Raw genomic sequence first — 24,323 nt, forward strand, 5'->3', positions numbered from 1 at the left:
GCTGTTGCCGCTCGCCGTCCAGGGCCTCACGCGTTCGGGCGCGCCTTCGCCGCTGCCGCCGCGGCCATCTCCTCCAGCCGTGCCAGCATCGGCATCGGGTCGGTGCCCACCGTCCCCGGCAGGAAGTCCGCGATCCGCTCCGGGGTCCACGCCCCCTCGACGTACCCGGCCCGCAGTTCCCTGGGCTGGGCCCAGACCGCGATCTTCGGCCCCGCGACCGTGTACACCTGGCCGGTGATCTTCTCCTGGCGGGCCCGTTCGCTGAGCAGGTAGACGACGAGCGCCGCCACGTCCTCCGGCTCGCCGATCTCCTTGAGCTCCATGGGGACGTTGGCGGACATCCGGGTGCGGGCGACCGGGGCGACGGCGTTGGCCGTGACTCCGTACTTGTGCAGGCCGAGCGCCGCGCTCCGGACCAGCGAGATGATCCCGCCCTTCGCGGCGCTGTAGTTGGCCTGGGCGACGCTGCCCTGGTGGTTGCCGCTGGTGAAGCCGATCAGGGTGCCGCCGCCCTCCTGCTTGCGCATCACCGCCGACGCGGCCCGGAAGACGGTGAAGGTGCCCTTGAGGTGGGTGGCGACCACCGGGTCCCACTCCTCCTCGGACATGTTGAACAGCATCCGTTCCCGCAGGATGCCGGCCACGCAGACGACCCCGTCGATCCGGCCGAAGCGGGCGAGCGCCGTGTCCACGATCCGCTGGCCGCCCGCCATCGTGGCGATGTCGTCGGCGACCGCCACCGCCTCGCCGCCCGCCGCCTCGATCTCCTTGACGACCGACTCGGCCACCTCGCTGCTCGGTTCGCCGCCCTCGATGGAGACGCCGTAGTCGTTGACGACGACCCGCGCCCCCTCGGCCGCGGCCGCGAGCGCGACCGCCCGCCCGATGCCGCGCCCGGCACCCGTGACGGCCACCACCTTGCCTGCCAAGAAGTTCCCCATGCCCGGCCCCTTCCCGCGGTTTCTGACGGACCGTTAGATTTTATGGGCCATCAGGTCCACGAGCACAAGCCCCAGGAGGCGCCATGTCACTGCCGGCCGAGTTCCACGACATCGCGAAGCGGGTCAACAACTGGGGCCGCTGGGGGGCCGACGACGAGATCGGGACGCTCAACCTGATCACCGACGCCGTCGTGCGCGAGGCGGCGGCCACCGTCCGCACCGGTCTGCGGATCCCGCTCGCGCTCCCCCTCCAGCAGGACGGGGTGCAGAACGGACTGATCCCCGGGCGGGTCAATCCGCTGCACACCATGATCCAGATCAACCAGGAGCTCTTCGGCCCCGGCACCGTCGCCACCAGCGACGACACGGCGGTCCTGAGCCTGCAGACGGCCACCCACTGGGACGCCCTGACCCATGCCTCGCACTCGGGGAAGATCTACAACGGCCGCCCGGCCTCGACGATCACCGCACACGGCGGCGCGCAGTTCAGCGGGATAGACAAGGCGCCGCACATCGTCTCGCGCGGGGTGCTGCTCGACGTGGCGCGGGCCCACGGCGTGGACCGGCTGGAGGGCGGTCACGCCGTCACGCCCGAGGACCTGGACGCGGCCGAGGATCTGGCCGGGGTACGGGTCCGGTCCGGCGACATCGTGCTCGTACGGACCGGACAGGTGCAGGTGTATCTGGCGGGCGACAAGCACGCGTACGGCTATCCGTCGCCCGGACTGTCGGTCCGGACGCCCGAGTGGTTCCGCGCGCGCGATGTGGCGGCGGTCGCCAACGACACCCTGACCTTCGAGATCTTCCCGCCGGAGATCGAGGACCTGTGGCTGGGGGTGCACGCGCTGGACCTGGTCGAGATGGGCATGCTGCAGGGCCAGAACTGGAATCTGGAGGCGCTGTCCACAGCCTGTGCGCAGGAGAAGCGGTACGCCTTCCTGCTCTCCGCCATGCCGGAGCCGTTCACCGGCGCGACCGGCACCCCGGTGGCACCGGTCGCCGTCCTGTGACGGGAGAGTCCTCAGCGAACTGCTTTAACCTTTATGCAAAGTACTTGACGGCTTGTGACACCTGGTGCGCATCACGGTCCGCATCCCCCGCGCAGGGCGCGACGCCCTGCGCGCCGGAGTGCAGCGGCAGCTGGATCAGCGGCGCACCCCGGTCGACCTCGCACCAGATGCGCTTGCCCGCGCCCTCCGGCTGCCAGCCCCAGCGGTCGGCGAGGCCGTCGACCAGCTCCAGGCCCCGGCCGTTGGTGTCCTCGCCCGCCGCGTGGCGCTGCTGCGGCGGGCGACAGCTGGTGTCGGCCACCTCGACCCGGACGGTCCCGGCCGCACCGGCCGAGCCGGTCAGGCCGAACAGCATGCGGAGCACCGCCGGGCACCCGGTGTGCACCACCGCGTTGGTGACCAGCTCCGAGATCAGCAGGATGAGCGTCTCGGCCAGTGGCTCGTCGTCCCTTATCCCGGACCCGACCAGTCTCGACCGGGCCCATCTACGGGCCCGCCCGACCTCTGCGGGATCCGGCCCGACTTCCAGCTGAACCTGAAGCACCTGCACCGCTCACACCATCCGAACCGGCGGACACATCGCCTCGCGCCTCCTCGGGGTCACGGAACGTGATTCCCCTGCGAGACAGCATGGTTGACGTACAGTCACCGCAACAAGCGCTTCGGGCATATTCCAGCGCGAAGGAGTACGTGTGATGCATACTGTGCGACGCACGTTGCGGGGAGTCGAACAGAGGCGCGTCGAGGCCGTACGAACCGCCCCCGGGGCATGCCCGGCGCTTCTGCCTGGAACGCGAGCAGGGCACCGTTCCGGAGCCGGAGTCACCGCAGGGGCAACACCCGGACCGCCCGGTTCCAGTTCCTGTCGCATCCAACGGAGCGTACCCGAGCCCGGCGCCGACTCCACCCCGTGACGGATGACGTGAAGGCCGCAGGCCGGAGCCGGTGCCCGTCAACTGCACTGCGTAACTCCGCAGCGTGAGGCTTGCGGCTCTGCCTGTCATCTGCGTGCACCGCGCATTCACCCGCCACCGGGCACCCGAGGCCTGCACGGAACCCGCCCGGTTTCAGCACAGGTCCCCCGCGAGCACCTCCTCGGCCGCCGCCGCCGTCAGCCACTGCCCGGACCGCAGCCAGGCCCGCTTGAGGTGCAGGTGGACGTCCGCCTCCCAGGTGAAGCCCATGCCGCCGTGCACCTGGAGGCAGTCGCGCGCGTTGCGGACCGCCGCGTCGTCGGCGAGCAGTTTGGCGCCCGCGATCTCCACCGGGTCCGCGGTCACGGCCGCCGCGTACACGGCGCAGCGGGCCAGCTCGGCGCGGACCAGCATTCCGGCGCACAGGTGTTTGACCGCCTGGAAGGAGCCGATCGGCGATCCGAACTGCTCGCGCTCACCGGCGTGTTGGACGGCCATCTCGGTCGTCCGGGCGGCGCTGCCGAGCTGTTCGGCGGCGGCGAGCAGGGCGCCCTCGTCGCGCAGCCGCCCGCCCCCGGGCAGCGGCTCGCCCGCCTCCACCGGGTCCGCGACCCGCCACAGGGGCGTGAACGGGTCCATCGAACGTACGGGGGTGGCGGCGTCCCGTACCGGGGTGACGTCCGCCGGGGCGGCACCGGATTCCCGCGGTCCGTTCCCGGGACCGAGCACCAGCAGCGCGTCCGCCTCGCCCAGGTGTGCCACCGGCTGCCCCGGGTCGAGCACGGCGACCACCGTCTCGCCCTGCGCCGCGCCCTTGACCGGGCCGGCCGCGAGGTGGGTGGCGATCAGCGGTCCGGGCAGCAGCGAGCGCCCCGCCTCCTCGAAGAGCAGGACCGCTTCGGGCAGCCCGAGACCGACGCCGCCCTCCGCCTCCGGGAGCCGCAGCGCGAAGAACCCGGCCTCGCCGAGCTCCCGCCACAGCGCCCGGTCGACGCCCGTGCCGTCGTCGAGCGCCACCCGCATCCGGTCCCTGCCGAAACGCCCGGCGAGGAGTTCCCGCACCCCCGCCCGCAGGGCCCGCTGGTCGTCCGAGAGCTGGAAGTCCATGAGTGCGTCAGCGCCCCTTCGGCAGGCCGAGTATGCGTTCGGCGACGATGTTCCGCTGGATCTGCGAGGTGCCCGCGGCGATGGTGTACGAGAGCGAGGAGAGCCGGTCCAGGACCCACTCCCGGTCCAGGTCCGCGCTGTCGGCGCCGAGCACCTCGGCGGCCGCCTCGTACAGCTCCTGGCGGGCGTGCGAGTAGCGCAGCTTGAAGACCGAACCGCCGGTTCCGGGCACGCCGCCGGCCCCGGCCCGCTGCGCCTCGCTGACGTTCCACTGGGTGAGCCGCCACAGCGCCCGGAATTCGGCGTTCAGCCTGCCCAGCCTGCGGCGCAGCACCGGATCGTCCCAGCGTCCGCCGCGCCGGGCCTCGGCCGCCAGCGCGTCCAGGGTGCGGCGGCAGGCGACTACCTCGCCGACAAAGGCCGTACCGCGCTCGAAGGAGAGGGTGACCATGGTGACCCGCCAGCCGTCGTTCTCCGCGCCGACCCGGTGGGAGACGGGCACCCGCACCTCGTCGAGGAACATCTCGGCGAACTCGGTGGACCCGGCGAGGGTGCGCAGCGGGCGGACGGTGACCCCCGGCGCGTCCATCTCCATCGCGAGCCAGGTGATCCCGCGGTGCTTGGGCGCCGCCGGGTCCGTACGCACCAGGAGCTCGCACCAGTCGGCGACCTCGGCGTGCGAGGTCCAGATCTTGCTGCCGCTCACCACGTAGTGGTCGCCGTCGCGCACCGCCCTGGTCCGCAGCGCGGCGAGGTCCGAGCCGGCGTCGGGCTCGCTGAACCCCTGGCACCAGATCTCGTCGCCGCTGAGCACCGGGGGCAGCCAGCGCGCCCGCTGCTCCGAGGTGCCCTCGGCCGCGATCGTCGGGCCGGCGTGCAGCAGCCCGACGAAGTTCGCGCCGACGTACGGGGCTCCGGCCTTCTCCGTCTCCTCCAGGAAGATCAGGTGCTGGGTCGGGGTCGCGCCCCGGCCGCCCGCGTCGACGGGCCAGTGCAGACCGGCGTAGCCGGCGTCGTACAGCATCCGCTGCCAGGCCGTGTCGTACGCGCGGCGGCCCGGCCAGTCGTCGGGGCGGGGCTTCGGAGGCAGTCCGGGCAGCACGACGGCCAGCCACTCGCGCAGCCGCGCCCGGAACTCCTGTTCCTCCTGGGTGTACGCGAGGTCCATCGCGGGCCTACTTGTCGAGGTCCAGGCCGAGCATGCGGATCGCGTTTCCGCGCATCAGTTTGTAGACGGTCTCGTCGTCCAGTCCCTTGACGTGGTCGAGGGCGACCTCCTTGGTGTGCGGGAAGGTCGAGTCGACGTGCGGGTAGTCGGTCTCGAAGGTGGCGTTGTCCCGCCCGACGACGTCGAGCGAGGCGACGCCGTGCTTGTCGCGGAAGAAGCAGCAGAAGATCTGCCGGTAGTAGTACGTGGACGGCGGCTCGGGGATCAGATCGCGCACCCCGCCCCAGGCCCGGTGCTCCTCCCAGACGTCGTCGGCGCGCTCCAGGGCGTACGGGATCCAGCCCATCTGGCCCTCGCTGTAGGCGAGCTTGAGCTGCGGGAACCGCACCAGGACCCCGCTGAACAGGAAGTCCATCATCGAGGCCATGGCGTTGTTGAAGGAGAGGCTGGCCTGTACGGCGGGCGGGGCGTCCGGCGAGGCGGCGGGCATCTGCGAGCTGGACCCGATGTGCATGTTGACGACCGTGCCGGTCTCCTGGCAGGCCGCGAAGAACGGGTCCCAGTACCCGGTGTGGATCGACGGCAGGCCGAGGTGGGTGGGGATCTCGGAGAAGGTCACCGCGCGCACCCCGCGGGCCGCGTTGCGGTGGATCTCGGCGACCGCGAGGCCGATGTCCCAGAGCGGGATGATGCAGAGCGGGATGAGCCGGCCGCCGCTGTCGCCGCACCACTCCTCGACCATCCAGTCGTTGTAGGCGCGGACACACGCGACCGCCACTTCTTTGTCCTGGGCCTCGGCGAAGGTCTGGCCGCAGAAGCGCGGGAAGGTCGGGAAGCAGAGGCTGGCCTCGACGTGGTTGAGGTCCATGTCCTTGAGCCGCTCGGCCGGGTCCCAGCAGCCGGGCCGCATCTCCGCCCGGGTGATGCCCTCCAGCGTCATGTCGTCGCGGTCGAAGCCGACGGCGGCGATGTTGCGCTTGTACGGGAACTTCAGGTCCTCGTAGATCCACCAGTCGGTGGGCGGGCCGTCCGGATCCATGGTGATGACGTACTTGCCGCCCGTGTAGGCCAGCTCGCCGATGCCCGCGGTGAGCGGCTGCGGGCCGCGCTCGCGGTACTTGGCGGGCAGCCAGGTCGAGAAGAGGTGCGGCGGCTCGATCACATGGTCGTCGACGCTGACGATCCGAGGCAGTTCCGTCATGGTGTCCCCTCCGGCGCGCGATTTTCTGATGACCCGTCAGATTTATGTCGCCATCAGGCTAGCCCCGCACCCCTGGACCGACAAGGCACATCGCTCTACGCTCTCCGCACCATCTGACTGTCCGTCAGCTTTAAGGGGTTCGCCGTGACCGAGACCGCGCACGCCCTGGGTGCATCGGGCACCTTCTGGGAACTCGTCGAACGCCGGGCCGGCCTGACCCCGGACCGCCCGTTCCTGATCCAGGACGACCGCACCCTGACCTTCGGCGAGCTGCGCGGCCGCGGCGAGCGGGTCGCGGCCGGGCTGTGGGAGATGGGCGTACGTCCGGGCACCGTCGTCGCCTGGCAGCTTCCGACCCGGATCGAAACGGTGCTGCTGTCGTTCGCGCTGACCCGGATCGGCGCCGTGCAGTCGCCCGTCATCCCGTTCTACCGGGACCGCGAGGTGGGGTTCGCGCTGCGCGAGTCGAAGGCGGAGTTCTTCGCCGTACCGGGCACCTGGCGCGGCTTCGACCACACGGCGATGGCCGGACGGGTGACGGCGGACCGGCCGGTGACGGTGTTCGAGGCGTACGCGTCACTGCCGGACGGCGATCCGTCGGTGCTCCCGCCGCCGCCCGGTGACGGCACGGCGGTGCGCTGGATCTACTGGACCTCGGGCACCACCTCCGACCCGAAGGGGGTCCTGCACACCGACCGCAGCCTGATCGCCGGCGGCTCCTGCCTGGCCCACGCGCTGCATCTGTCGGCCGACGACATCGGCTCGATGGCCTTCCCCTTCGCCCATGTCGCCGGGCCCGACTACTCGGTGATGCTGCTCCTGTACGGCTTCCCGGCGGTCCTCTTCGAACACTTCGCGATGCCGGACGCGGTGGCGGACTACCGGCGCCACGGGGTGACGGTCGCGGGCGGGTCCACGGCGTTCTACTCGATGTTCCTGACCGAGCAGCGCAAGGCGCCGGACCGGAAACTGATCCCCAGCCTGCGGCTGCTGGCGGGCGGCGGGGCCCCGAAGCCGCCGGAGATCTATCACGCGGTGGTCCGGGAGATGGGCGTCCAGCTCACCCACGGGTACGGCATGACCGAGGTGCCCATGATCACGATGGGCGCCCCCGACGACACGGTGGAACACCTCGCCGAGACGGAGGGCCGGCCGCCCGCGGGCATGGAGATCCGGATCACCGACGAGGAAGGCAAGCCGCTGCCGCACGGCACGGACGGCGAGGTGCGACTGCGCGGGGAGGCCGTCTGCAAGGGCTATCTGGACCCGGCGGCGTCCGCGTCGGCCTTCGACGCGGACGGGTTCCTGATCACCGGCGACGTCGGCCACGTCAGGGCCGGCGGGCATCTGGTGCTCACCGGGCGGCTGAAGGACATCATCATCCGCAAGGGCGAGAACATCTCCGCGAAGGAGATAGAGGACCTGCTGCACCGGCACCCGGACGTCGGGGACGCGGCGGTGATCGGGCTGCCGGACCCGGAGCGGGGCGAGCTGGTCTGCGCGGTCGTGGAACAGCCGGCGGGCGCCGCCCCGCTGACGCTGACTCAGGTAACGGATTACCTGCGGGCCGAGGGACTCTCCGTGCACAAGCTGCCGGAACGGCTGGAGGTGGTGTCGGCGCTTCCGCGCAACGACACCCTGCGCAAGGTGCTGAAGTACCGGCTGCGGGAGCAGTTCACCTGACGGGGGTGCGGGGGCGGCTCGCCCGACGGGGGCGCGGGGCGCCGCCCCGCACCCCCGTACGTCCTACGCGTCCGGGGCGATCACCGTGAAGTAGTCGGCGAGCGCCGACACCGCCTGGCCCTCGGTGATCCTGCCGTCTCCGTCCGCGTCCAGGCTCCGCGCCGCGAGCTGAGCCGTCCCGGCATCGGCACCCAGCACCCGCAGCACCCGCTCCACGGCGGGTACGGCCGCCGCGCCCAGGCCGTCCCCGTCCGCCACGGCGATCGCCGCGCGCAGGAAGGGGCGGGCGATCTCCGCGAAGCGCTCCGGGCTGTCGCGCAGCCGTTTCACGGCCCCGCCCACGAACTCCTCACGGGTGACGCGCTGGTCCCCGTCGACATCGGCGATGCCCGCCATGCCCTGCCAGAACGCCTCGGCCCCGGTGTAGAGCGCCTGGCCCTTGTCGCAGCGCGCCGTCGTGCCGAACTCGGCGAGCAGACGGGCCGCGGCGGCGTTGAAATCCGCGCGATCGATGTATCCGTTGCCGTCCTGGTCGAAGGCGGCGAAGCGGTGGGCGATCTTGCGCTCGTACTCTGCGCTGTCCATGCGGGGAGCGTACGACGCCGGAAGGCGTCACGTGTCACTTTGGAGCGCCCGGCACCGGAACGTGCGGCGTCGCGGAGCGGCTTCACGCGGAGAGCGGCCGGGCCCGGTCGTCGACGGCCGTGTCCCAGTCGGGGTAGACGTCGAAGAGCCGGCGTACACCGAGGGCGGCGAGCACCCGGTTGACGTGCGAGCCCTCCTCCGCGCCCCGGGCCGGCAGGATCAGCCGCAGCCGGCCCCCGCAGGAACGCATCAGCCGCCGGGCGGCGATCAGCACGCCGACCCCGCTGGAATCGCAGAACAGGACCTCGGAGAGGTCGAGCACCACGTCGTGGCGGCCGACGGCGACCGCGTCATGGACGGACTGGCGCACCACGGGCGACGTCAGCAGATCCAGCTCGCCGCGTATGTGCAGTACGGTCCATTCGCCCTGCACGGTCTCGGCCACCCTCAAAGTCACGCGACCGACCTCTCGTTCCGGGGATTCCGACGATCCGGAAGTTTCCGTTCCTTCTCGCGGCTGCCCCGGCCGCACCCTCATGAAACACCGAACGGCCTGTCAGGACACAGGCGGATTCAGACAGAAATGGTCACTTCACTATCATCCCGGGCCTTTTCAGGGGCGTACTTGCCGTAAAGGGACGTGCACGGCCGACACCGCCGACTACATTCGATGTGACGAGGGGAACAGAGCAGAGGAAACAGGTCGGGGGTCGCATGACCAGGAACGCACCGCCCCGCTGGGACCGCAAGATGCAGCAGCGGCTGGCACGCGGTGAGGCGGCGGCTCTCGGTGAGCTCTACGACCGGTTCGCCTCGCTGGTGCACAGTCAGGCACACCGGATGCTGGACGACGAGACCGCCGCCGACCTGGTGACCCGCGAGGTCTTCGGCTACGTGTGGGAGAACCCGGACGCGTACGACCCCAAGCAGGGCTCGATGCGCTCCTGGGTGGCCCGGCTCACGCACCGCCAGTCCGTGCGGCGGCTGCGCGAGGAGCACGGCCACCTCGATGGCCCGGACGAGGACGGGGGCGGCCTGGAGGAGCGGGTGCACCGGGCCACGGTCGCGGCCCGCGCCGACTACATCGTCGCGGCCATGCCGGCCCCGCTGCGGGCCGCGCTGGAGCTCGCGTACATCCAGCGCCGGGACTACCGGCAGACCGCGGCCGACCTCGGGGTCACCGAGGACGAGGCCCGCCGCCGGCTCCGGCTCGGTCTGCAACTGCTCTCCACCGCACACACCCGCCCGCTCGAAGGGACGTCGCCGCCCGGATACGGACGGCCCCTGTGACCGGCGACGACGGACGCGGGGACGGACGCGACGACGAGGTGCGGGGCGCGCCGCGCATACCGGGCCCCCGTGCCGCCGCGGACGACTTCGACCTCTCCGCCGTACCCCTGCCGCCGCCCGTCCCCGCGACCCCGCCCGAGGAGCCGCGACCGGCCTCACCGCCGACGACACCGGAACCGGAAACCGCCGTGGCACCACCGGACCGATCGGACCCGTCGGACCCGCCGGACCCATCGGACCCGCCGGTGCCGGCACACCGCGTCCTCAAGGCGCTCCTCGGCGCGTGGGCCCTGGCGGCCTGCTCGGCGGAGGAGACCGAGGCCGTCGAGGCGCATCTGACCGAGTGCGCCGCCTGCGCGGACGAGGCCCTGCGGCTGCGCGACGCGGTCGGGCTGCTGCACACCGACCGCAGCCTGGACCTCGACCCGACGCTGCGCACCCGGGTGATCGACGCCTGCCTGAGCCGCCGCCCGGCCGACATCCCGGTGCCGGACTGGGCTTCCCCGTACGACGCGGAGACCGCGCGGCTCGACGCGCTGCTCCGTGACATCGGCAGCTCGGAGTGGCACGCGCCGGTGCGCCTGAAGTGGTTCGAGGGTGAGCAGGAGGCCGGCCGCAAGACCACGGTCGCGGGCGTCATCGGTCATCTCATGGCCGTCGACGGACTGATCGGCGCCGCCCTCGACCTCGAAGTGCCGCTCGGCGACGGAGCCCTCGGCCGGGGCGCCGACTGGCCGCTCTCCCCCGCCGCACGCACCGAGAAGTACTGGTCCGCCGCGCGGCGGCCGCCCACCCGCGCGGTCCACGAGCCGTGGCGCGCGCAGAGCCACACCCTCATCCGTACGGTGTCCTTCGCCGGCCGCGGGGTCCGTGAGCTCTCCGTCTCGTACGGGGACTTCGCCCTGCCGATGCACGACGCCCTGCTGGACCGGGCCTTCGAGTGCTGGGTGCACGGCGGCGACATCGCGAAGGCGGTGGACTATCCGTACGAGGCGCCGTCCGCCGCCCACCTCAACCGGATGATCGACCTGGCGGCCCGGCTGCTGCCCGCCGTCCTCGCCGAACGCCGCAGGACCGGTCTCGCCGGGCCCGCCCGGCAGCTGGTGACGGCCGGGGCACCGGGCCGTTCGCTGCATCTGGAGGTCGAGGGCTCGGGCGGCGGCGACTGGTACATCCCGCTGGACTCCCCGGCCGCGCTCGGCTCCCCCGCGCACACCGTGGCGCAGGTCGCGCTGGACGGGGTGGAGTTCTGCCAGCTGGTGGCCGGGCACGTGCCGCCGGTCGAGGCGGCGGCCGGTCAGGAGGGCGACCGCGAGGCCATCCACGACGTGCTGTGCGCCGCGGCCTCGCTGAGCCGCCTGTGACACCTCTCCCGGTGGGGTCCTACGCGAAGATCACCGTGCGGCGGCCGTTGAGCAGGATGCGGCGCTCCGCGTGCCACTTCACGGCCCGCGCCAGCGCCTGGCACTCCACGTCGCGGCCGATGGCGACCAGCTGGTCCGGCGTGACGCCGTGGCCCACCCGCTCGACCTCCTGCTCGATGATCGGCCCCTCGTCGAGGTCCGCGGTCACGTAGTGCGCCGTCGCACCGATCAGCTTCACACCACGGGCGTGCGCCTGGTGGTACGGCTTCGCGCCCTTGAAGCTCGGCAGGAAGGAGTGGTGGATGTTGATGATCCGGCCGCTCAGCTGCTTGCAGAGGTCGTCCGAGAGGACCTGCATGTAGCGGGCGAGGACGACCAGCTCGACGTTCTCCGCACGGACCAGCTCCAGCAGCTCCTCCTCCGCGGCGGCCTTGGTCTCCTTGGTCACCGGGATGTGCCGGAAGGGAACGTTGTACGAGGCGACGAGCTCGGCGAAGTCCGTGTGGTTGGAGACCACGGCGGCGATCTCGACCGGCAGCGCCCCGATCCGGGAACGGAACAGCAGATCGTTGAGGCAGTGCCCGAACTTGCTGACCATCAGCACGACCCGCATCCGCTCCGCGGAGCGGTGGATCTGCCAGTCCATCCGGAAGGAGTCGCCGACCGCCGCGAAACTGGCCCGCAGCTTCTCCACGGTCACCGGGGCGTCCGCCGAGAAGTGGACCCGCATGAAGAACAGACCCGTGTCGTGGTCGCCGAACTGCTGACTGTCCTCGATGTTGCAGCCGGTCATGAACAGATAGCTCGACACGGCATGCACGATGCCCTTTTTGTCGGGGCAGGAGAGAGTGAGGACGTACTGCTCGGGGGCGGTGTCGGCAGGCTGCGGCGCGGTCATCCCCGTAGCGTGCCACACCGGCCCGGAATCAGGCCGACCTGGTCATGATGCGGAGCACGTCGAGGGAGCGCGGCGGCGTGTCGGGGTCCTCGCCGTCGTTGCCGGCGAGCAGCACATGGGCCTCGCGGGCGGCCCGGACGGCCTCCTGCCAGCCGTGGTGCTCCAGATACGCGGAGACGGGGGCGTCGGCGCCGACCTGGTGCATGATGCGCAGCACCCGGAGCACGGCGACGTCGACGAGAGCGGCCTCGTCGGTGTCGCGGAAGATCGTTCCGATGTACTTCTCGGCGGACCAGTTGTCCAGCCAGGTGTCCTCGACCAGGCGGTACACGGCGTCGGTGACGTCGCCGTACCCCTCCAGGCCGGTCAGCCAGCACTCGTGGTGGAAGACGGGGTCGGAGAGCATGTGCAGCGCCGAGCGCACGTTGCTGCGCCAGCGCCACCAAGGCATGTCATTCAGCGGCATGCCGCCCATGGTGGAGGAGCGACGGCCGCGACGGGAAGAGTTCTCCGAACCTTGCTGCACGGTCATCGATCGTACGTTCCCTTTTCCGCCGCCCGCATCGCCCCCTGCAATTCACCCGGATGTCACCGAGCGTTGAGCGGAGCACACTGCGGCGTTACCCCGCGGCCGGAAATGTTCATGCCCATGACCGGATGGCGACGCCCCACCTCCTCCCGCCCCTACAAGCTCCTCACAAGTACGGCGGCGGCCGGGGCATTGCTGATGACCGGTTGCGGCGCACTCCCTGGGGCCACGGGGGGCTCCAGGGAGCCCGTCACCGTACTGACCTGGGCCCCCAGCGGGGTCGCGGGGCCGGACACGGTGAACATGGCGGGCATGACCGCCATGGCCCGCACCTATGCCCGCTGGGCCAACGCCGACGGCGGGCTGGACGGTCACAAGCTGCGCGTCGTCACCTGCGACGAGCAGGACACCTCGATCGGGGCGGCGAACTGCGCCCGGCTGGCCGTCAAGGAGAAGGCGGTGGCGGTCGTCGGCTCGTACAGCCGGCACGGGACGGCGTTCATGTCGCCGCTGGAGGCCGCCGGAATCCCCTACATCGGCGGTTACGGCGCTTCCGAAGAAGAGCTCAGCAGCTACAACTCCTTCCCGGTCAACGGCGGTCAGCCCGCCCTGCTCGCGGGCAACGCCCGGCAGCTGGCCCGGAGTTGCGAGCGGGTGTCCGTTGTCCGGCCCGACACCCTGAGCGGCGACGGCCAGGCCTGGCTCCTCAGGACCGGCCTCACCGAGGCCGGCCGCCCCGCGCCCGCCGACATCCGGGCCCCGGAGTCGGCCACTTCGTACGACGGGGCCGCCGCGCCCGCGCTCCGGGCGGCGGGGGCCTCCCACGGCTGTGTGACGGCCGTGCTCGGGAAGCGCACGGAGACCTTCTTCGACTCCTTCCGGCGGCTCGAACCGTCGTACGGGAGCGTCCGGATCTCCTCCGTGCTGGGCAGCGTCGACCAGCCGCTGATCGACAGCACCGGCGGCCGGAACAGCCCGTTCGAGGGGGCGTACATCACCGGCTGGTACCCGGACGCGGGCGACGCCCGCTGGGACCCGATGCGCGAAGTGATCCGCGAGCACGCCTTCGGCGACAACCGGATCGACCCGGACGACACGGGCGTGCAGACCACCTGGATCGCGTACACCGTGCTGAAGGAGCTCGTGAAGTCGATCGACTCCCCGAAGATCACCCCCTGGAAGCTCACCTCCGCCCTCAACAAGGGGACCGCGGCCGGGACCGGCGGGCTCACCCCGGTGCTGCGCTGGGGCTTCACGGACGTGCTGGGCTCGTCCTCGTACCCCCGGATCGTCAACACCAGGGTGACGTATCAGGTGGTGCGGAACGGCCGGCTCGTCGCGGACCGGAAGGGCTTCATGGACGTCTCGAAGACCTTGTCGGACGCCAGCGCGACGCGCTGACCCGCACCACCCGCCCGGATTCGCGACACCTGCCCGGATTCACGGCGCCCGTCCCGATTCGCAGCACCCTGATGGATGCGCGGGACGGGCGCCGCCGGGACGTGCCGTCAGAGCTGCGTGGCCGCCCGCCGGGTCAGTCCGTACTTCGCCGCGATCGAGTTCCACAGCCCGGACGCCTGCTGCTTCTGCTTGCTCGCCTCTTCGCTCTGCTGGGTGGCCGCCTGCGTCTCGGAGGTCGTACGCGCCCTTCCGTGCTTGCACACCTTCTTGCCGTTCTTGGCCTGCTCGGCCCAGGCGGCGTAGTGCTCGTCGGCGGCGGCGGAGGCCCGCCACGCCTTGGTGAGGGAGGTGGTCAGCCGGGCGTGGTCCGGCAGCTTGTCGACGGACAGCTCTTCCAGCCGGGTCACCAGATCGCGGCGCTGCTGGGCGGCGCCCTTCAGATCGGTCACGGCCTGGTCCAGATCCGTGCAGCTCTTGGTCTTCTCGACGGCCCCGATGACCGCGGCACGGCTGTTGTTGCTGTCCGCGAGGAGCTTGTCGAGCGCCTCGGCCTGCGGCTTCGCCGGATCGGCGGCGGCCTGCGTGGAGGGCTCCCCGGCGGGTGAACTCGCCGCGGCGACCGCCTGCTTGTCGTCCTTGCCCTTCTCGTCGTCGCCGCCGCTCAGCAGCGCACCCGCACCGAGCCCGACGACTGCGCAGCCGGCCACGACCGCCGCGATGAGCGTGACGTGGGCCCGCCTCTTGCGCGGCTGCTGCGGCTCCTCGCCCATCGGCTGGTACGGGGCCTGCGCGGAGTGCTGGGCCTGCGGGGCGCCCTGGTACTGCGGCGGGGCGCCCTGATGCTGCTGCCGGGGGTCGAGCTGGGGCATCTGCTGGGTGGCGCCGGCCGGTTCGTCGCTGCGGAACAGGTTGTCGAACTCGGCGGGCGGCTGCCGGTCGCCCGGGGCTCCGGGCCTGATGCCGTAAGGGGTGCCGCCGGGGACCGGCGGGATGTACTGGGTCGCCTCGGCGTCACCGCCGTTGCCGGGCTGCTGCTGGTACGCCTGCTGCTGCGGCCCCCCGTGGCCGAGGAACGTCGTCGACTCCGCGGGGTTCTCCGGCGGCAGCCCGCCCGGCACGGGCCCACCGGGCACCGGCGCGATGTACTGCGTGGCCTCCGCGTCCCCGCCCATGCTCATCCCGGGCACGGCCTCGGGCGGCAGCGGCTGCGCGAACGACTGCGGCGGCTGGGGCTGTTGCTGCATCTGCTGCGGCTGCTGCCCCTGGTGCTGCGGCTGTTGCATCTGCTGCTGCATCGGCTGGGGCTGGTGCGGCGGCTGTTGCATGTGCTGCGGCATGTGCTGCGGCTGGACGGGCGGCAGCGGCTGGGCCTGCGGCATCTGGGGGTGCTGCGGGGCGGACGGCTGCCCGTACCCCTGCCCCGGCTGCGCCTGGCCGTACTGCCCCTGCCCGTACGACCCCTGCCCCTGGGGCTGGTGGTGCTGCTGCGAGGGGTCCTGGTGCGCCGACTGCGGCCCCCAGGGCTGCCCCCACGGCTGGCCGCCCGCCGGAGCGGCCTGATCCGCGGGCCCCCCTGGTATCCAGGGCTCGCCGCCACCTGCGGGCAGCACGACACCCTCGTGCGTGGGCCGTACAGCAGGGAGCTGCTGCTCGTCACCCTGTCCGCTCTGCGTCACCGGGACTCCTACGTGTAAACCTACGGAATCGTCGGCTCACGCTATCGGGTGGTTGCCGCCGTCCGCCAAGCGTGTGCTGTCACTCACCAGCCCTTCACAAGCGCTGTAACGCTCAGCGCTCTCAAGACGCAGTTAAGGGGCACCCGGACACGTCCACCGGCCGGGTCCCCGGTCCCCGGCCCCGGTCAGGCCGCCTGGAGCTCCAGCCGGGCACCGAATTCGCGCACCGCCGACTCGTCCCCGTACGGGATCAGCCGCTGCTGCAGATCGTCCAGATACTCCGCTCCCCGGCTGGAGCGCACCGACCCCAGCAGCTCCATCGCCCGCGTGCCCGTGTGGCAGGCCTGCTCCACCTCGCGCATCTGGACCTGGGCCGTGGCCAGCAGCACCAGGCCGATGCCCCGGCGGCGGGTCCGGGACTCCGGGTGGCCGGCCAGGGACTCCTTCGCGCGGCGCGCGGCGGCCTCCGCCTGGCCGAGGTCGCGGTGGCAGTGCGCCAGCTCGTCCGCGAGGTAGGCGCGGTCGAAGTGGGCGATCCAGTCGGGGTCGTCGCCCGTGCCCGGCTCGGCCCGCTCCATGGCGGCCAGTGCCCGGCCCGTCACCGCCTGGCAGGTGCGGGCGTCGCCGAGCAGGGCGTGACCGCGTGCCTCCGCCGCGTAGAACATCGCCTCCGCCCTCGGGGTGACGCGCCCGCGCGCGCCCTCCTGCGCCGCCCGCGCCAGCTGGGCGATCTCCCGGGGGTTGCCGAGCTGCGCGGCGAGATGGCTCATCGAGGCGGCCAGCACATAACCGCCGTACGCCCGGTCGCCCGCCGCCTGGGCCAGGCGGAGCGCCTGGATGTAGTAGCGCTGGGCGAGCCCCGGCTGGCCGGTGTCGACCGCCATGTACCCGGCGAGTTCGGTGAGCCGGGCGACCGCCGCGAAGAGCTGCCGGCCGACCGATTCGCGGTACGCCCCGGAGAGCAGCCCGGAGACCACGCTGTTCAGGTAGTGCACCAGGACCGGCCGTACATGTCCGCTGCCGAACCGGTGGTCGAGGTCGACCAGCGCGGTCGTCATCGCCCGCACCGCCTCCACGTCCGAGATCCCGACCCGGGCCCCGGCGGCTCGTGCCACCTGCGGGTCGGCGCCGGTGATCAGCCAGTCACGGCTGGGTTCGACGAGCGCGGACGAGGCGACCGCCGAACCGGACAGGAAGTCGCGGCGGCCGACATCGCTGCGCCACAGCTCGCAGACCTGCTCGATCGCGCCGATCACGGTCGGGGCGAACTGGAGGCCGACGCCGGACGCCAGGTTCTTGCCGTTGGCCATGCCGATCTCGTCGATCGTGACCGTACGGCCGAGCTTGCGGCCGAGGGCCTCGGCGATGATTCCCGGTGCCCTGCCGCGTGGTTGCTGTCCGCGCAGCCAACGGGCCACGGACGTCTTGTCGTAGCGCAGGTCGAGCCCGCGTTCGGCGCCGACCATGTTGACGCGGCGGGCGAGGCCGGCGTTGGAGCTTCCGGCTTCCTGAATGAGCGCCTGGAGCCGTTCGTTCGGCTGGCGGGCGACGAGAGGCCTGGCTGCCATGTTTCCCCCTGAGGCCGCAGTGATCATTGAGCCGATCACTGCCCGGCGAATACGCGGAAAATGCACAGATTCATCGTGTTCGTCACGTGCGTCGTGTTCCTTGCCATTCATGTCGGCATATGACTGAGGCCGACCGTTCCGGACCCGCACGACGACTATCCGGCGGTTGCCCGTATGTGGCTACCCGCCCTGCCCGACACCGCCTCACGCGCGCCCCCGCCCATGCATCCATGCGCCCCGCGTGCCGGATCGATACGCCGCGACCGCAGCCGCCACCCCCGTAACCCCGGGTGTTGGCCGTAGTTGTGCTGTGCGTGGAAGAGCCGATCGCAGTCGAAGAGCCCGTCGGAGTCATGGAAGCCGCGAAGGTCCCCCAACAGCGGAGCGAGCAACTGCTCGACGCGGCGGTGCGGTACACGGAGGAGCGGCACTGGGACGTGTGCCCCGGCACCTGGCTGGAGGCGGCGGAGGGGACCGAGCGGTGCTCCTGCGGCGACGCCGGCTGCGCCGCCCCCGGCGCCCACCCCACCGGCCCCGACTGGGCGGGCCAGGCGACCGGGAGCGGGGCCGCGGCCCGCCGGATGTGGTCCAGGCACCCCAAGGCGTCGATCCTGCTGCCCACCGGCCGCGGCTTCGACGCGATCGACGTACCGGAGTCCGCCGGCTTCCTGGCGCTGGCCCGGATGGAACGGATGGGCCTGCCGCTGGGCCCCGTCACCTGCAGCCCCGACCGTCGGATGTTCTTCTTCGTGCTGCCGGGCGCGGCGGCCAAGTCGAACGAGCTGGTACGGAAGTTGGGCTGGCGGGCCGCCGCCATCGATCTGGTCGGCCGCGGCGAGGGCCACTACGTCACGGGTCCGCCGACCCGGGTCGGCGCCCGTGGAGCGGTGCAGTGGGCCCGCCGCCCCACCCCCGCCAACCGCTGGCTGCCGGACGCGGAGGAGCTCATCAGCCCGCTCGCCTACGCCTGCGCCAGGGAAGCCGCCGCCGCGCGGGCCCGCCTCTTCAGGGAGGCCCTTTCGTAGGCTGGTCCCGGAACACGGGGCCACCGAAAGGCAGAGGCATCATGCGTGACCGCGCAGAGACCGACAGAACGGTACGGGCGGACGGGGCGGAAGAGGCGGGCGGAGCCGGGGAGGCGAAGCCCGCCGTTCGCGTACAGGGGCTGTGGAAGCGGTTCGGGGAACAGACCGCGGTCGCCGGGATCGATCTGGAGCTGCCCGCGGGCAGGTTCATCGGCCTGGTCGGCCCCAACGGCGCGGGCAAGACCACCACGTTGTCGATGGTCACCGGACTGCTCCGCCCCGACCAGGGCAAGGTCGAGGTCGCCGGCCACGACGTGTGGCGCGACCCGGTCGAGGTGAAGTCCAGGATCGGCGTGCTCCCGGAGGGGCTGCGGCTCTTCGAGCGGCTCTCGGGGCGCGAACTCCTCGGGTACACCGGCCGCTTGCGCGGGCTGCCGGGCGCCGAGGTCGACAAGCGGGCCACCCAGCTCCTCGATGTGCTCGACCTGGCGGGCGCCCAGCACAAACTGGTCGTCGACTACTCGACCGGCATGCGGAAGAAGATCGGGCTCGCGGCCGCGCTGCTGCACAACCCCGAAGTGCTGTTCCTGGACGAGCCGTTCGAGGGCGTCGACCCGGTCTCGGCGCAGACCATCCGCGAGGTCCTGGAGCGGTACACCCGCTCGGGGGCGACCGTCGTCTTCTCCAGCCATGTGATGGAGCTCGTCGAGTCGCTCTGCGACTGGGTGGCCGTCATGGCGGCCGGCACGATCCGGGCCCAGGGCACCCTGGCCCAGGTACGCGGCGACGCACCCTCGCTGCAGAACGCCTTCCTCGAACTCGTCGGCGCCGGCTCCCGCGCCACCGACGGCTCCCTCGACTGGCTGGACGGCAAGCGATGAGCGTGCTCGACGCCCCCGTGGGGGCCGCCCCCGGCCGGCCCCCGGGCGAGAACCTCGTCCCCGTCTTCGTACGGCTGAAGCTGACCCTGCTGCGCAACGGGCTGCGGCAGTCGGCCGGCCGGCGGGCCGCGTACATCGCCTCCGTCGTCGTCACCCTGCTGTGCGCCGCGGGCCTGCTGCTCGGGCTGACCGCGCTGCACGGGCACGCCCACGTCGCGTCCCTCGTCGTGCTGCTGGCGGGGGTGGCGGCGGTCGGCTGGGCCGTGATGCCGCTGTTCTTCCCCAGCGGTGACGAGACCCTCGACCCGAGCCGGCTGGTGATGCTGCCGCTGCGGCCGCGCCCGCTGGTCTCGGCGCTGCTGGCGTCCTCACTGGTCGGGATCGGTCCGCTGTTCACGCTCTGCCTGGCGGCCGGGTCGGTGTTCGCGGTGGCGCGGGGGGCGGCCGGCGCGGTGTTCGCCGTGGTGGCCGCGCCGCTCGCGCTGCTGGTGTGCGTGGCGCTGGCACGGGCCGTGGCCACGGCCAACACCCGGCTGCTGACATCGCGCAAGGGCCGCGATCTCGCGGTGCTCAGCGGGCTGGTGATCGCGGTGGGCTTCCAGGTCGTCAACTTCGGTGCGCAGCGGCTCGGCCGGGCCGGCGGGCTGTCCGCCCTCGACCCGGCCGCGGACGTGGTGCGCTGGCTGCCGCCCGCCTCGGCGATCGGGGCGGTGGACTCGGCGTCGCGGGGCTCGTACGGGCAGGCGTCCGTACAGCTGCTGCTCTCCGTCGCGGCGCTGGCCGCGCTGCTGTGGCTGTGGCAGCGGAGTCTGGTGAAGCTGATGACGGCCCCGGACGGTTCGACCCTGGCCGCCGCCGGTCCGGGCCGCGAGAAGGCCGGCAAGGGCGGCGCGGGCCGCTCTGCGCTTGCCGCGCTGCTGCCCCAGGGGCGCACCGGGACGGTGATGGAGCGCAGTCTGCGGTACATCGCACGCGATCCGAAGACCAAGGCCGCCTGGACCACGGCGCTGGCGATCGGGCTGATCGTGCCGGTCCTCAACGCGCTCCAGGGCACCGGCTCGGTCTACTTCGCCTGTTTCGCCGCCTGGATGCTCGGCATCCAGATGTACAACCAGTTCGGGCAGGACACCTCCGCGTTCTGGATGGTGGCGCTGACGATCTCCTCGACCCGGGACGCCTATCTGGAACTGCGGGCGCGGGCGCTGGCGTTGCTGCTGATCACGCTGCCCTACACGATCGTGGTGACGGTGGTGACCGCCGCGATGCTCGACGACTGGGCCGCGTTGCCCGAGGTCATGGGGCTGTCGCTCGCCCTGCTGGGCGGGATGCTGGCGACGGGCGCGGTGGCCTCGGCGAACTTCCCGTACTCGATCCCGCAGGACGGCGCGTTCAAGAACGTGGCGCCGGGGCAGGCCGGGCTCGCCTGGATCTCGATCTTCGGCGGCATGGTCTCGGCGGGGCTGCTCTGCGCACCGCTGATCGCGGTGACGATCTGGCTGCACGTCGCGGACCACGAGCAGTGGCTGTGGCTGCTGCTGCCGGTGGGGGCCGGGTACGGGGCGCTGATCGCCTGGGCGGGGCTGCGGGCCGCCGCCCCGCGCACGGCGGACCGGCTCCCGGAGATCCTGGCGGCGGTCAGCAAGGGCTGAGGGCCGAGGCGGGCGAGGGTCGAGGGCGGCCGCCGCCCGGCCGCCCCCGGGCGGCGGCCGCACCGCTCGTCACGGCGGCCCGTCCCGTCATCCCGTCACGGCAAGACGGGCTCGCGCTCCTCCTGGGGGTCTTCGGCGAACTGCTCCAGGAAAGGTTCGACCGCCGCGCGCCAGCCCTCGGGCTGGTCGTAGTGGACGAGATGGCCGGCGTCGGCCACTTCCGCGTACTGCCCTCGCGGCAGTACGCGGACCATCTCCTGGGCCTCCGCCCGGCCCAGCTCGCCGTCGAGCCCGCGGAGCACCAGGGTCGGGCAGCGGACCTGCGCCAGCTCCTCCCAGTGCGCGTCGAACACCCAGGTCGCACGGGACCGGAGCATCTGGCGGCGGGAGAAGACGGGGCGCCAGCCGTCGGCCCGCTCGGCCATCACCTCGGCGAAGAACTCGCCGCGGGCCGGGTTGGGCCGCTCCACCCAGGGGTCGTCCTCGCCGAACCACTTCCGTACGTCGGAGAGCGTCGCGAACGGCACCGGCCAGGACTTGAACCAGTCCTCCCACTCGCGCTGCGAGGCCGCGCCCAGAGCGGAGGCCCGCATGTCGCAGATGATCAGGGCCCGGACGAGATCGGGGCGTTTGGCGGCGAGCTGCCAGGCCGTGAGCGCCCCCATCGAATGCCCGACGAGGGTGACGGGGGCGAGGCCGAGCTGTTCGATCGCGGCCTCGACGTCGGCGACGTACGCATCCCGGGTGTACGGGCCTTCGGCCGGCTTGTCGCTGCGGCCGTGCCCGCGCTGGTCGAGGCCGACCGCCCGGTGCCGCTCCGTGAGCCAGCGGGCGGTCGAGGCCCAGTGCGCGGCCCGGCCCATCAGGCCGTGGAGCAATAAGACCCCGGAGGCGCGCTCGCCCTCCGTGCGCCCCTTGGGCGGGTCGGCGAACTCCCAGGCCGCGAGGCGTACGCCGTCGGTCCCGGTCACATCGATGCGCCGCACCATATGTCCTGGCACCCCCTTCTGGTCCTCGATCACCGCTTGATCACTGCTCGATCGCCGCCTGGCCGCGTCACGCCAGACTATCGAACTTGTATTCGAAAACTGGCTTCTGCCACCCAACACCGCTCGTTCGAGTGACCGGCCCCAAGGATTGACCGCGGTGGCGGAGGGGAGACCTTCTCCGGGAGGCGGGCCACTCGGGGATGAGGGCCCGTGGGGATCGACCTCGAGAGCTCGGGGCTCCAGGTCGAAACAGGGGAGGACAGGCCCCGGCGCCGCGCGGCGCCGGGGCCCTCTGCTTCCGGGAAAGCCACCGACGGCGATGCGCATCGGCGGCCGTCGGCGCTGATTCCGGTTCCAGGGGCAGCAGTGTGCGATTCATGGGCACCGGCGCACGACTCACGGGCGGCCGGAACCTCGGCGACCACCCTCCGGTACGCGTGCCGGACCTGCCGGACCTGCCAGTACGACGGGCGCATGCGCCTGCTCCCTCCCCGACCGCGCGGCCAGGTGGCCGACACTCTCAGGTATGCCTCAGCCACAGCCTGGCACGGGATCCGTCCGGGCGCTGCCATTCCGGACGGAAACAGGCGGCGGACGAGCCGCCTCAATGCTCCGGCGGCGCCCCGGCCGCGAAATCCGGCCAAGCAGCGCCCCGACAGCGGGGATCCGGCCGCCGGGCGTCCGCTCGACCGCATCCCGCCGGCCGGCGCCCCCTCAGCGGCGCCGGACGGCAGTGGTTCCCCGCAGGGAGACTCTCAGCGCTTGGCCACGAACACGTGCGAGGCGACCTCGGTGTCCAGCTCCGCCGCCTCACCGCTGCTGCCGACCAGCACACCGCCGGGCGACTGGGTCACGCTGACCACGGAGCCGGGCTGCACACCCGCCCGCCGCAGCGTGTACATCAGCTGGGCGTCCGTCTGGATCGGCTCACCGATCCGGCGCACGACCACCGTCTTGCCGTCCGCCCCCGGATCGAGCTCCGACAGGCTCACCATGCCCTCGTCGATGAACGGGTCGGCCTCGGCCTTCTCGCCCAGCTCCTCCAGGCCCGGGATCGGATTACCGTACGGCGACTCCGTCGGGTGGCGCAGCAGCTCCAGCACCCGCCGCTCCACCGCCTCGCTCATCACATGCTCCCAGCGGCACGCCTCGGCGTGGACCTGCTCCCACTCCAGGCCGATCACATCGACGAGCAGGCACTCGGCGAGCCGGTGCTTGCGCATCACACGCGTCGCCAGGCGGCGCCCCTCGTCGGTCAGCTCCAGATGCCGGTCGCCCGCGACCTGCACCAAGCCGTCACGCTCCATCCGCGCCACCGTCTGGCTGACCGTCGGACCGCTCTGGTCCAGCCGTTCCGCGATCCGGGCGCGCATGGGGACCACGCCTTCCTCTTCGAGTTCGAGGATGGTGCGGAGATACATCTCCGTGGTGTCGATCAGTCCGGACATTCGTGCCCCTCGATGCTGTGACAGGAAAACGTCGTAAGCGCTGCGCGCTGGCCCTCCCCCAATTCTGACGCATACCGCCGACAACCGTGCCGGGCCGGTCGAACACCGTGCGGCGGAGCCGGGCAGGCGGTATTGACATGTCACTGGTCCAGACCGCAACGTGATCGCGGCACGGACACCCATGAACACTTCCCCCGCCGGAAAGGGCTCCTCGATGAGCGACAGCAAGCTGGCCGGTCAGTTCTTCGACGCAGCGATCGGCCTGCTGGAGCGGGTACGCGACGAGGAGTCCGGCAACATCGCGGCCGCCGGTGCCGCGATCGCCGACACCGTCGAGGCGGGCGGCAGGCTCTTCGCCTTCGGCGCCGGACACTCCTCGCTCGCCGCGCAGGACGTCGTCTACCGGGCGGGCGGCCTCGCCCTGATGAACCTGATGGCCGTACCGGGGACGGTCGGCGTCGACGTCATGCCCGCGACACTCGGCTCCGCGCTGGAACGGGTCGACGGACTGGCGGGCGCCGTGCTGGACTCCAGCCCCGCCGCGGCCGGCGACGTCCTCGTGATCATCTCGCTCTCCGGACGCAACGCCCTCCCGGTGGAGATGGCGCTGAACGCGCGGGCGCTCGGCCTGAAGGTCATCGGCGTGACATCGGTGGCGTACGCGGACGGCACCCGCTCCCGGCACAGCTCGGGCGGCTTCCTGCGGGACCACTGCGACATCGTGCTCGACAGCAAGATCGCCATCGGCGACGCGGAGCTGACGCTCGACGGGATCGAGGCACCGTTCGCCCCCGCGTCGACGGTCGTCACCAGCGCGCTGATGCAGGCCATGATGGCCGCCGCGACGGAGCAGCTGGTGGCCCGGGGGATCACACCGCCCCTGCTGCGCTCGGGCAACGTCGACGGCGGCCACGAATGGAACGGCCGGGTCATGACCGAGTACGGGGACCGGATCTTCTACCGCCAGTAGAAGCGCACCGGTGACCGGCGACGGGT

Annotated in this window: 22 protein-coding genes; 9 read left to right on the forward strand and 13 right to left on the reverse strand. The window is 72.1% G+C overall.

The features are described 5' to 3' along the window. Positions 1–26: 26 nt before the first annotated feature. Complete coding sequence (locus OG842_RS17045; protein WP_266730603.1) at positions 27–941, reverse strand: SDR family oxidoreductase; 915 nt, start codon at positions 939–941, stop codon at positions 27–29. Between the two features lie 83 nt (positions 942–1,024). Here OG842_RS17045 and OG842_RS17050 point away from each other — a divergent pair, with 83 nt between their 5' ends. Then, a complete protein-coding gene (locus tag OG842_RS17050; protein ID WP_266730604.1) occupies positions 1,025–1,951 on the forward strand; it encodes a cyclase family protein in 927 nt (308 codons plus the stop codon). A gap of 31 nt (positions 1,952–1,982) precedes the next feature. On the opposite strand, the gene OG842_RS17055 is transcribed toward OG842_RS17050, so the two are convergent. The 4 genes from OG842_RS17055 to OG842_RS17070 form a co-directional block, all read right to left on the reverse strand. Next, entirely contained in the window at positions 1,983–2,501 is a 519-nt protein-coding gene (locus OG842_RS17055) for an ATP-binding protein (RefSeq protein ID WP_266730605.1), read from the reverse strand. Positions 2,502–3,018: 517 nt separating this feature from the next. Then, positions 3,019–3,972, reverse strand: coding sequence for an acyl-CoA dehydrogenase family protein (locus OG842_RS17060; RefSeq protein ID WP_266730607.1), 954 nt, complete (start codon positions 3,970–3,972; stop codon positions 3,019–3,021). 7 nt (positions 3,973–3,979) lie between these two features. Beyond that, a complete protein-coding gene (locus OG842_RS17065) occupies positions 3,980–5,140 on the reverse strand; it encodes an acyl-CoA dehydrogenase (protein WP_266730608.1) in 1,161 nt (386 codons plus the stop codon). A gap of 7 nt (positions 5,141–5,147) precedes the next feature. Then, the gene (locus OG842_RS17070) at positions 5,148–6,341 is read right to left on the reverse strand and encodes an amidohydrolase family protein (protein ID WP_266730610.1); all 1,194 of its coding nucleotides are present in this window, start codon (positions 6,339–6,341) and stop codon (positions 5,148–5,150) included. A gap of 144 nt (positions 6,342–6,485) precedes the next feature. On the opposite strand from OG842_RS17070, the gene OG842_RS17075 reads away from it, so the two are divergent. Continuing rightward, complete coding sequence (locus OG842_RS17075) at positions 6,486–8,024, forward strand: class I adenylate-forming enzyme family protein (RefSeq protein ID WP_266730611.1); 1,539 nt, start codon at positions 6,486–6,488, stop codon at positions 8,022–8,024. A 63-nt stretch (positions 8,025–8,087) separates the two neighbouring features. Here OG842_RS17075 and OG842_RS17080 read toward each other — a convergent pair whose 3' ends face one another. Together OG842_RS17080 and OG842_RS17085 are read right to left on the reverse strand one after the other, a co-directional pair. Continuing rightward, positions 8,088–8,609 (reverse strand): EF-hand domain-containing protein, encoded by a 522-nt coding sequence (locus OG842_RS17080; RefSeq protein ID WP_266730612.1) that lies wholly within the window; start codon positions 8,607–8,609, stop codon positions 8,088–8,090. A gap of 82 nt (positions 8,610–8,691) precedes the next feature. Then, positions 8,692–9,066 (reverse strand): STAS domain-containing protein, encoded by a 375-nt coding sequence (locus OG842_RS17085; RefSeq protein WP_266730613.1) that lies wholly within the window; start codon positions 9,064–9,066, stop codon positions 8,692–8,694. A 257-nt stretch (positions 9,067–9,323) separates the two neighbouring features. Here OG842_RS17085 and OG842_RS17090 point away from each other — a divergent pair, with 257 nt between their 5' ends. Both OG842_RS17090 and OG842_RS17095 read left to right on the forward strand, forming a co-directional pair. Next, positions 9,324–9,899: an RNA polymerase sigma factor gene (locus OG842_RS17090; protein ID WP_266730615.1), complete on the forward strand. Its 576-nt coding sequence runs from the start codon at positions 9,324–9,326 to the stop codon at positions 9,897–9,899. Next, on the forward strand, positions 9,896–11,263 hold the full coding sequence (locus OG842_RS17095; protein WP_266730616.1) for a zf-HC2 domain-containing protein: 1,368 nt from the start codon (positions 9,896–9,898) through the stop codon (positions 11,261–11,263). Before OG842_RS17090 ends, OG842_RS17095 begins: the two co-directional genes overlap by 4 nt. Positions 11,264–11,282: 19 nt before the next feature. On the opposite strand, the gene purU is transcribed toward OG842_RS17095, so the two are convergent. Then, on the reverse strand, positions 11,283–12,161 hold the full coding sequence (gene purU / locus OG842_RS17100; RefSeq protein WP_266730618.1) for a formyltetrahydrofolate deformylase: 879 nt from the start codon (positions 12,159–12,161) through the stop codon (positions 11,283–11,285). Positions 12,162–12,189: 28 nt separating this feature from the next. Next, positions 12,190–12,636: an SCO4402 family protein gene (locus tag OG842_RS17105; RefSeq protein WP_443064064.1), complete on the reverse strand. Its 447-nt coding sequence runs from the start codon at positions 12,634–12,636 to the stop codon at positions 12,190–12,192. Positions 12,637–12,810: 174 nt separating this feature from the next. On the opposite strand from OG842_RS17105, the gene OG842_RS17110 reads away from it, so the two are divergent. Further along, positions 12,811–14,091: an ABC transporter substrate-binding protein gene (locus OG842_RS17110; protein ID WP_266730622.1), complete on the forward strand. Its 1,281-nt coding sequence runs from the start codon at positions 12,811–12,813 to the stop codon at positions 14,089–14,091. A gap of 107 nt (positions 14,092–14,198) precedes the next feature. On the opposite strand, the gene OG842_RS17115 is transcribed toward OG842_RS17110, so the two are convergent. After that, positions 14,199–15,767 (reverse strand): hypothetical protein, encoded by a 1,569-nt coding sequence (locus OG842_RS17115; protein ID WP_266730624.1) that lies wholly within the window; start codon positions 15,765–15,767, stop codon positions 14,199–14,201. Between the two features lie 185 nt (positions 15,768–15,952). Next, entirely contained in the window at positions 15,953–17,335 is a 1,383-nt protein-coding gene (locus tag OG842_RS17120) for a transcriptional regulator (RefSeq protein WP_266730625.1), read from the reverse strand. Positions 17,336–17,688: 353 nt separating this feature from the next. Here OG842_RS17120 and OG842_RS17125 point away from each other — a divergent pair, with 353 nt between their 5' ends. Genes OG842_RS17125 through OG842_RS17135 form a run of 3 tightly spaced genes read left to right on the forward strand, consistent with a single transcriptional unit; the run spans position 17,689 to position 20,890 of the window. Beyond that, complete coding sequence (locus OG842_RS17125) at positions 17,689–18,360, forward strand: bifunctional DNA primase/polymerase (protein ID WP_266730627.1); 672 nt, start codon at positions 17,689–17,691, stop codon at positions 18,358–18,360. A gap of 41 nt (positions 18,361–18,401) precedes the next feature. After that, positions 18,402–19,241, forward strand: a complete 840-nt coding sequence (locus tag OG842_RS17130) for an ABC transporter ATP-binding protein (protein ID WP_266730629.1) — start codon at positions 18,402–18,404, stop codon at positions 19,239–19,241. After that, positions 19,238–20,890, forward strand: coding sequence for a transporter (locus OG842_RS17135; RefSeq protein ID WP_266730630.1), 1,653 nt, complete (start codon positions 19,238–19,240; stop codon positions 20,888–20,890). Before OG842_RS17130 ends, OG842_RS17135 begins: the two co-directional genes overlap by 4 nt. 95 nt (positions 20,891–20,985) lie before the next feature. Here the strand turns inward: OG842_RS17135 and OG842_RS17140 are convergent, their stop codons facing one another. Continuing rightward, positions 20,986–21,879, reverse strand: coding sequence for an alpha/beta fold hydrolase (locus OG842_RS17140; protein ID WP_266733641.1), 894 nt, complete (start codon positions 21,877–21,879; stop codon positions 20,986–20,988). Positions 21,880–22,634: 755 nt separating this feature from the next. Continuing rightward, entirely contained in the window at positions 22,635–23,327 is a 693-nt protein-coding gene (locus OG842_RS17145; protein ID WP_266730631.1) for a metal-dependent transcriptional regulator, read from the reverse strand. Positions 23,328–23,541: 214 nt separating this feature from the next. Between OG842_RS17145 and OG842_RS17150 the strand changes: the two genes are divergently transcribed. Further along, positions 23,542–24,297 (forward strand): SIS domain-containing protein, encoded by a 756-nt coding sequence (locus OG842_RS17150; protein ID WP_266733642.1) that lies wholly within the window; start codon positions 23,542–23,544, stop codon positions 24,295–24,297. The last annotated feature ends 26 nt before the right edge of the window (positions 24,298–24,323 follow it).

It is taken from the genome of Streptomyces sp. NBC_00376 (assembly GCF_036077095.1).
Lineage (GTDB): Bacteria > Actinomycetota > Actinomycetes > Streptomycetales > Streptomycetaceae > Streptomyces.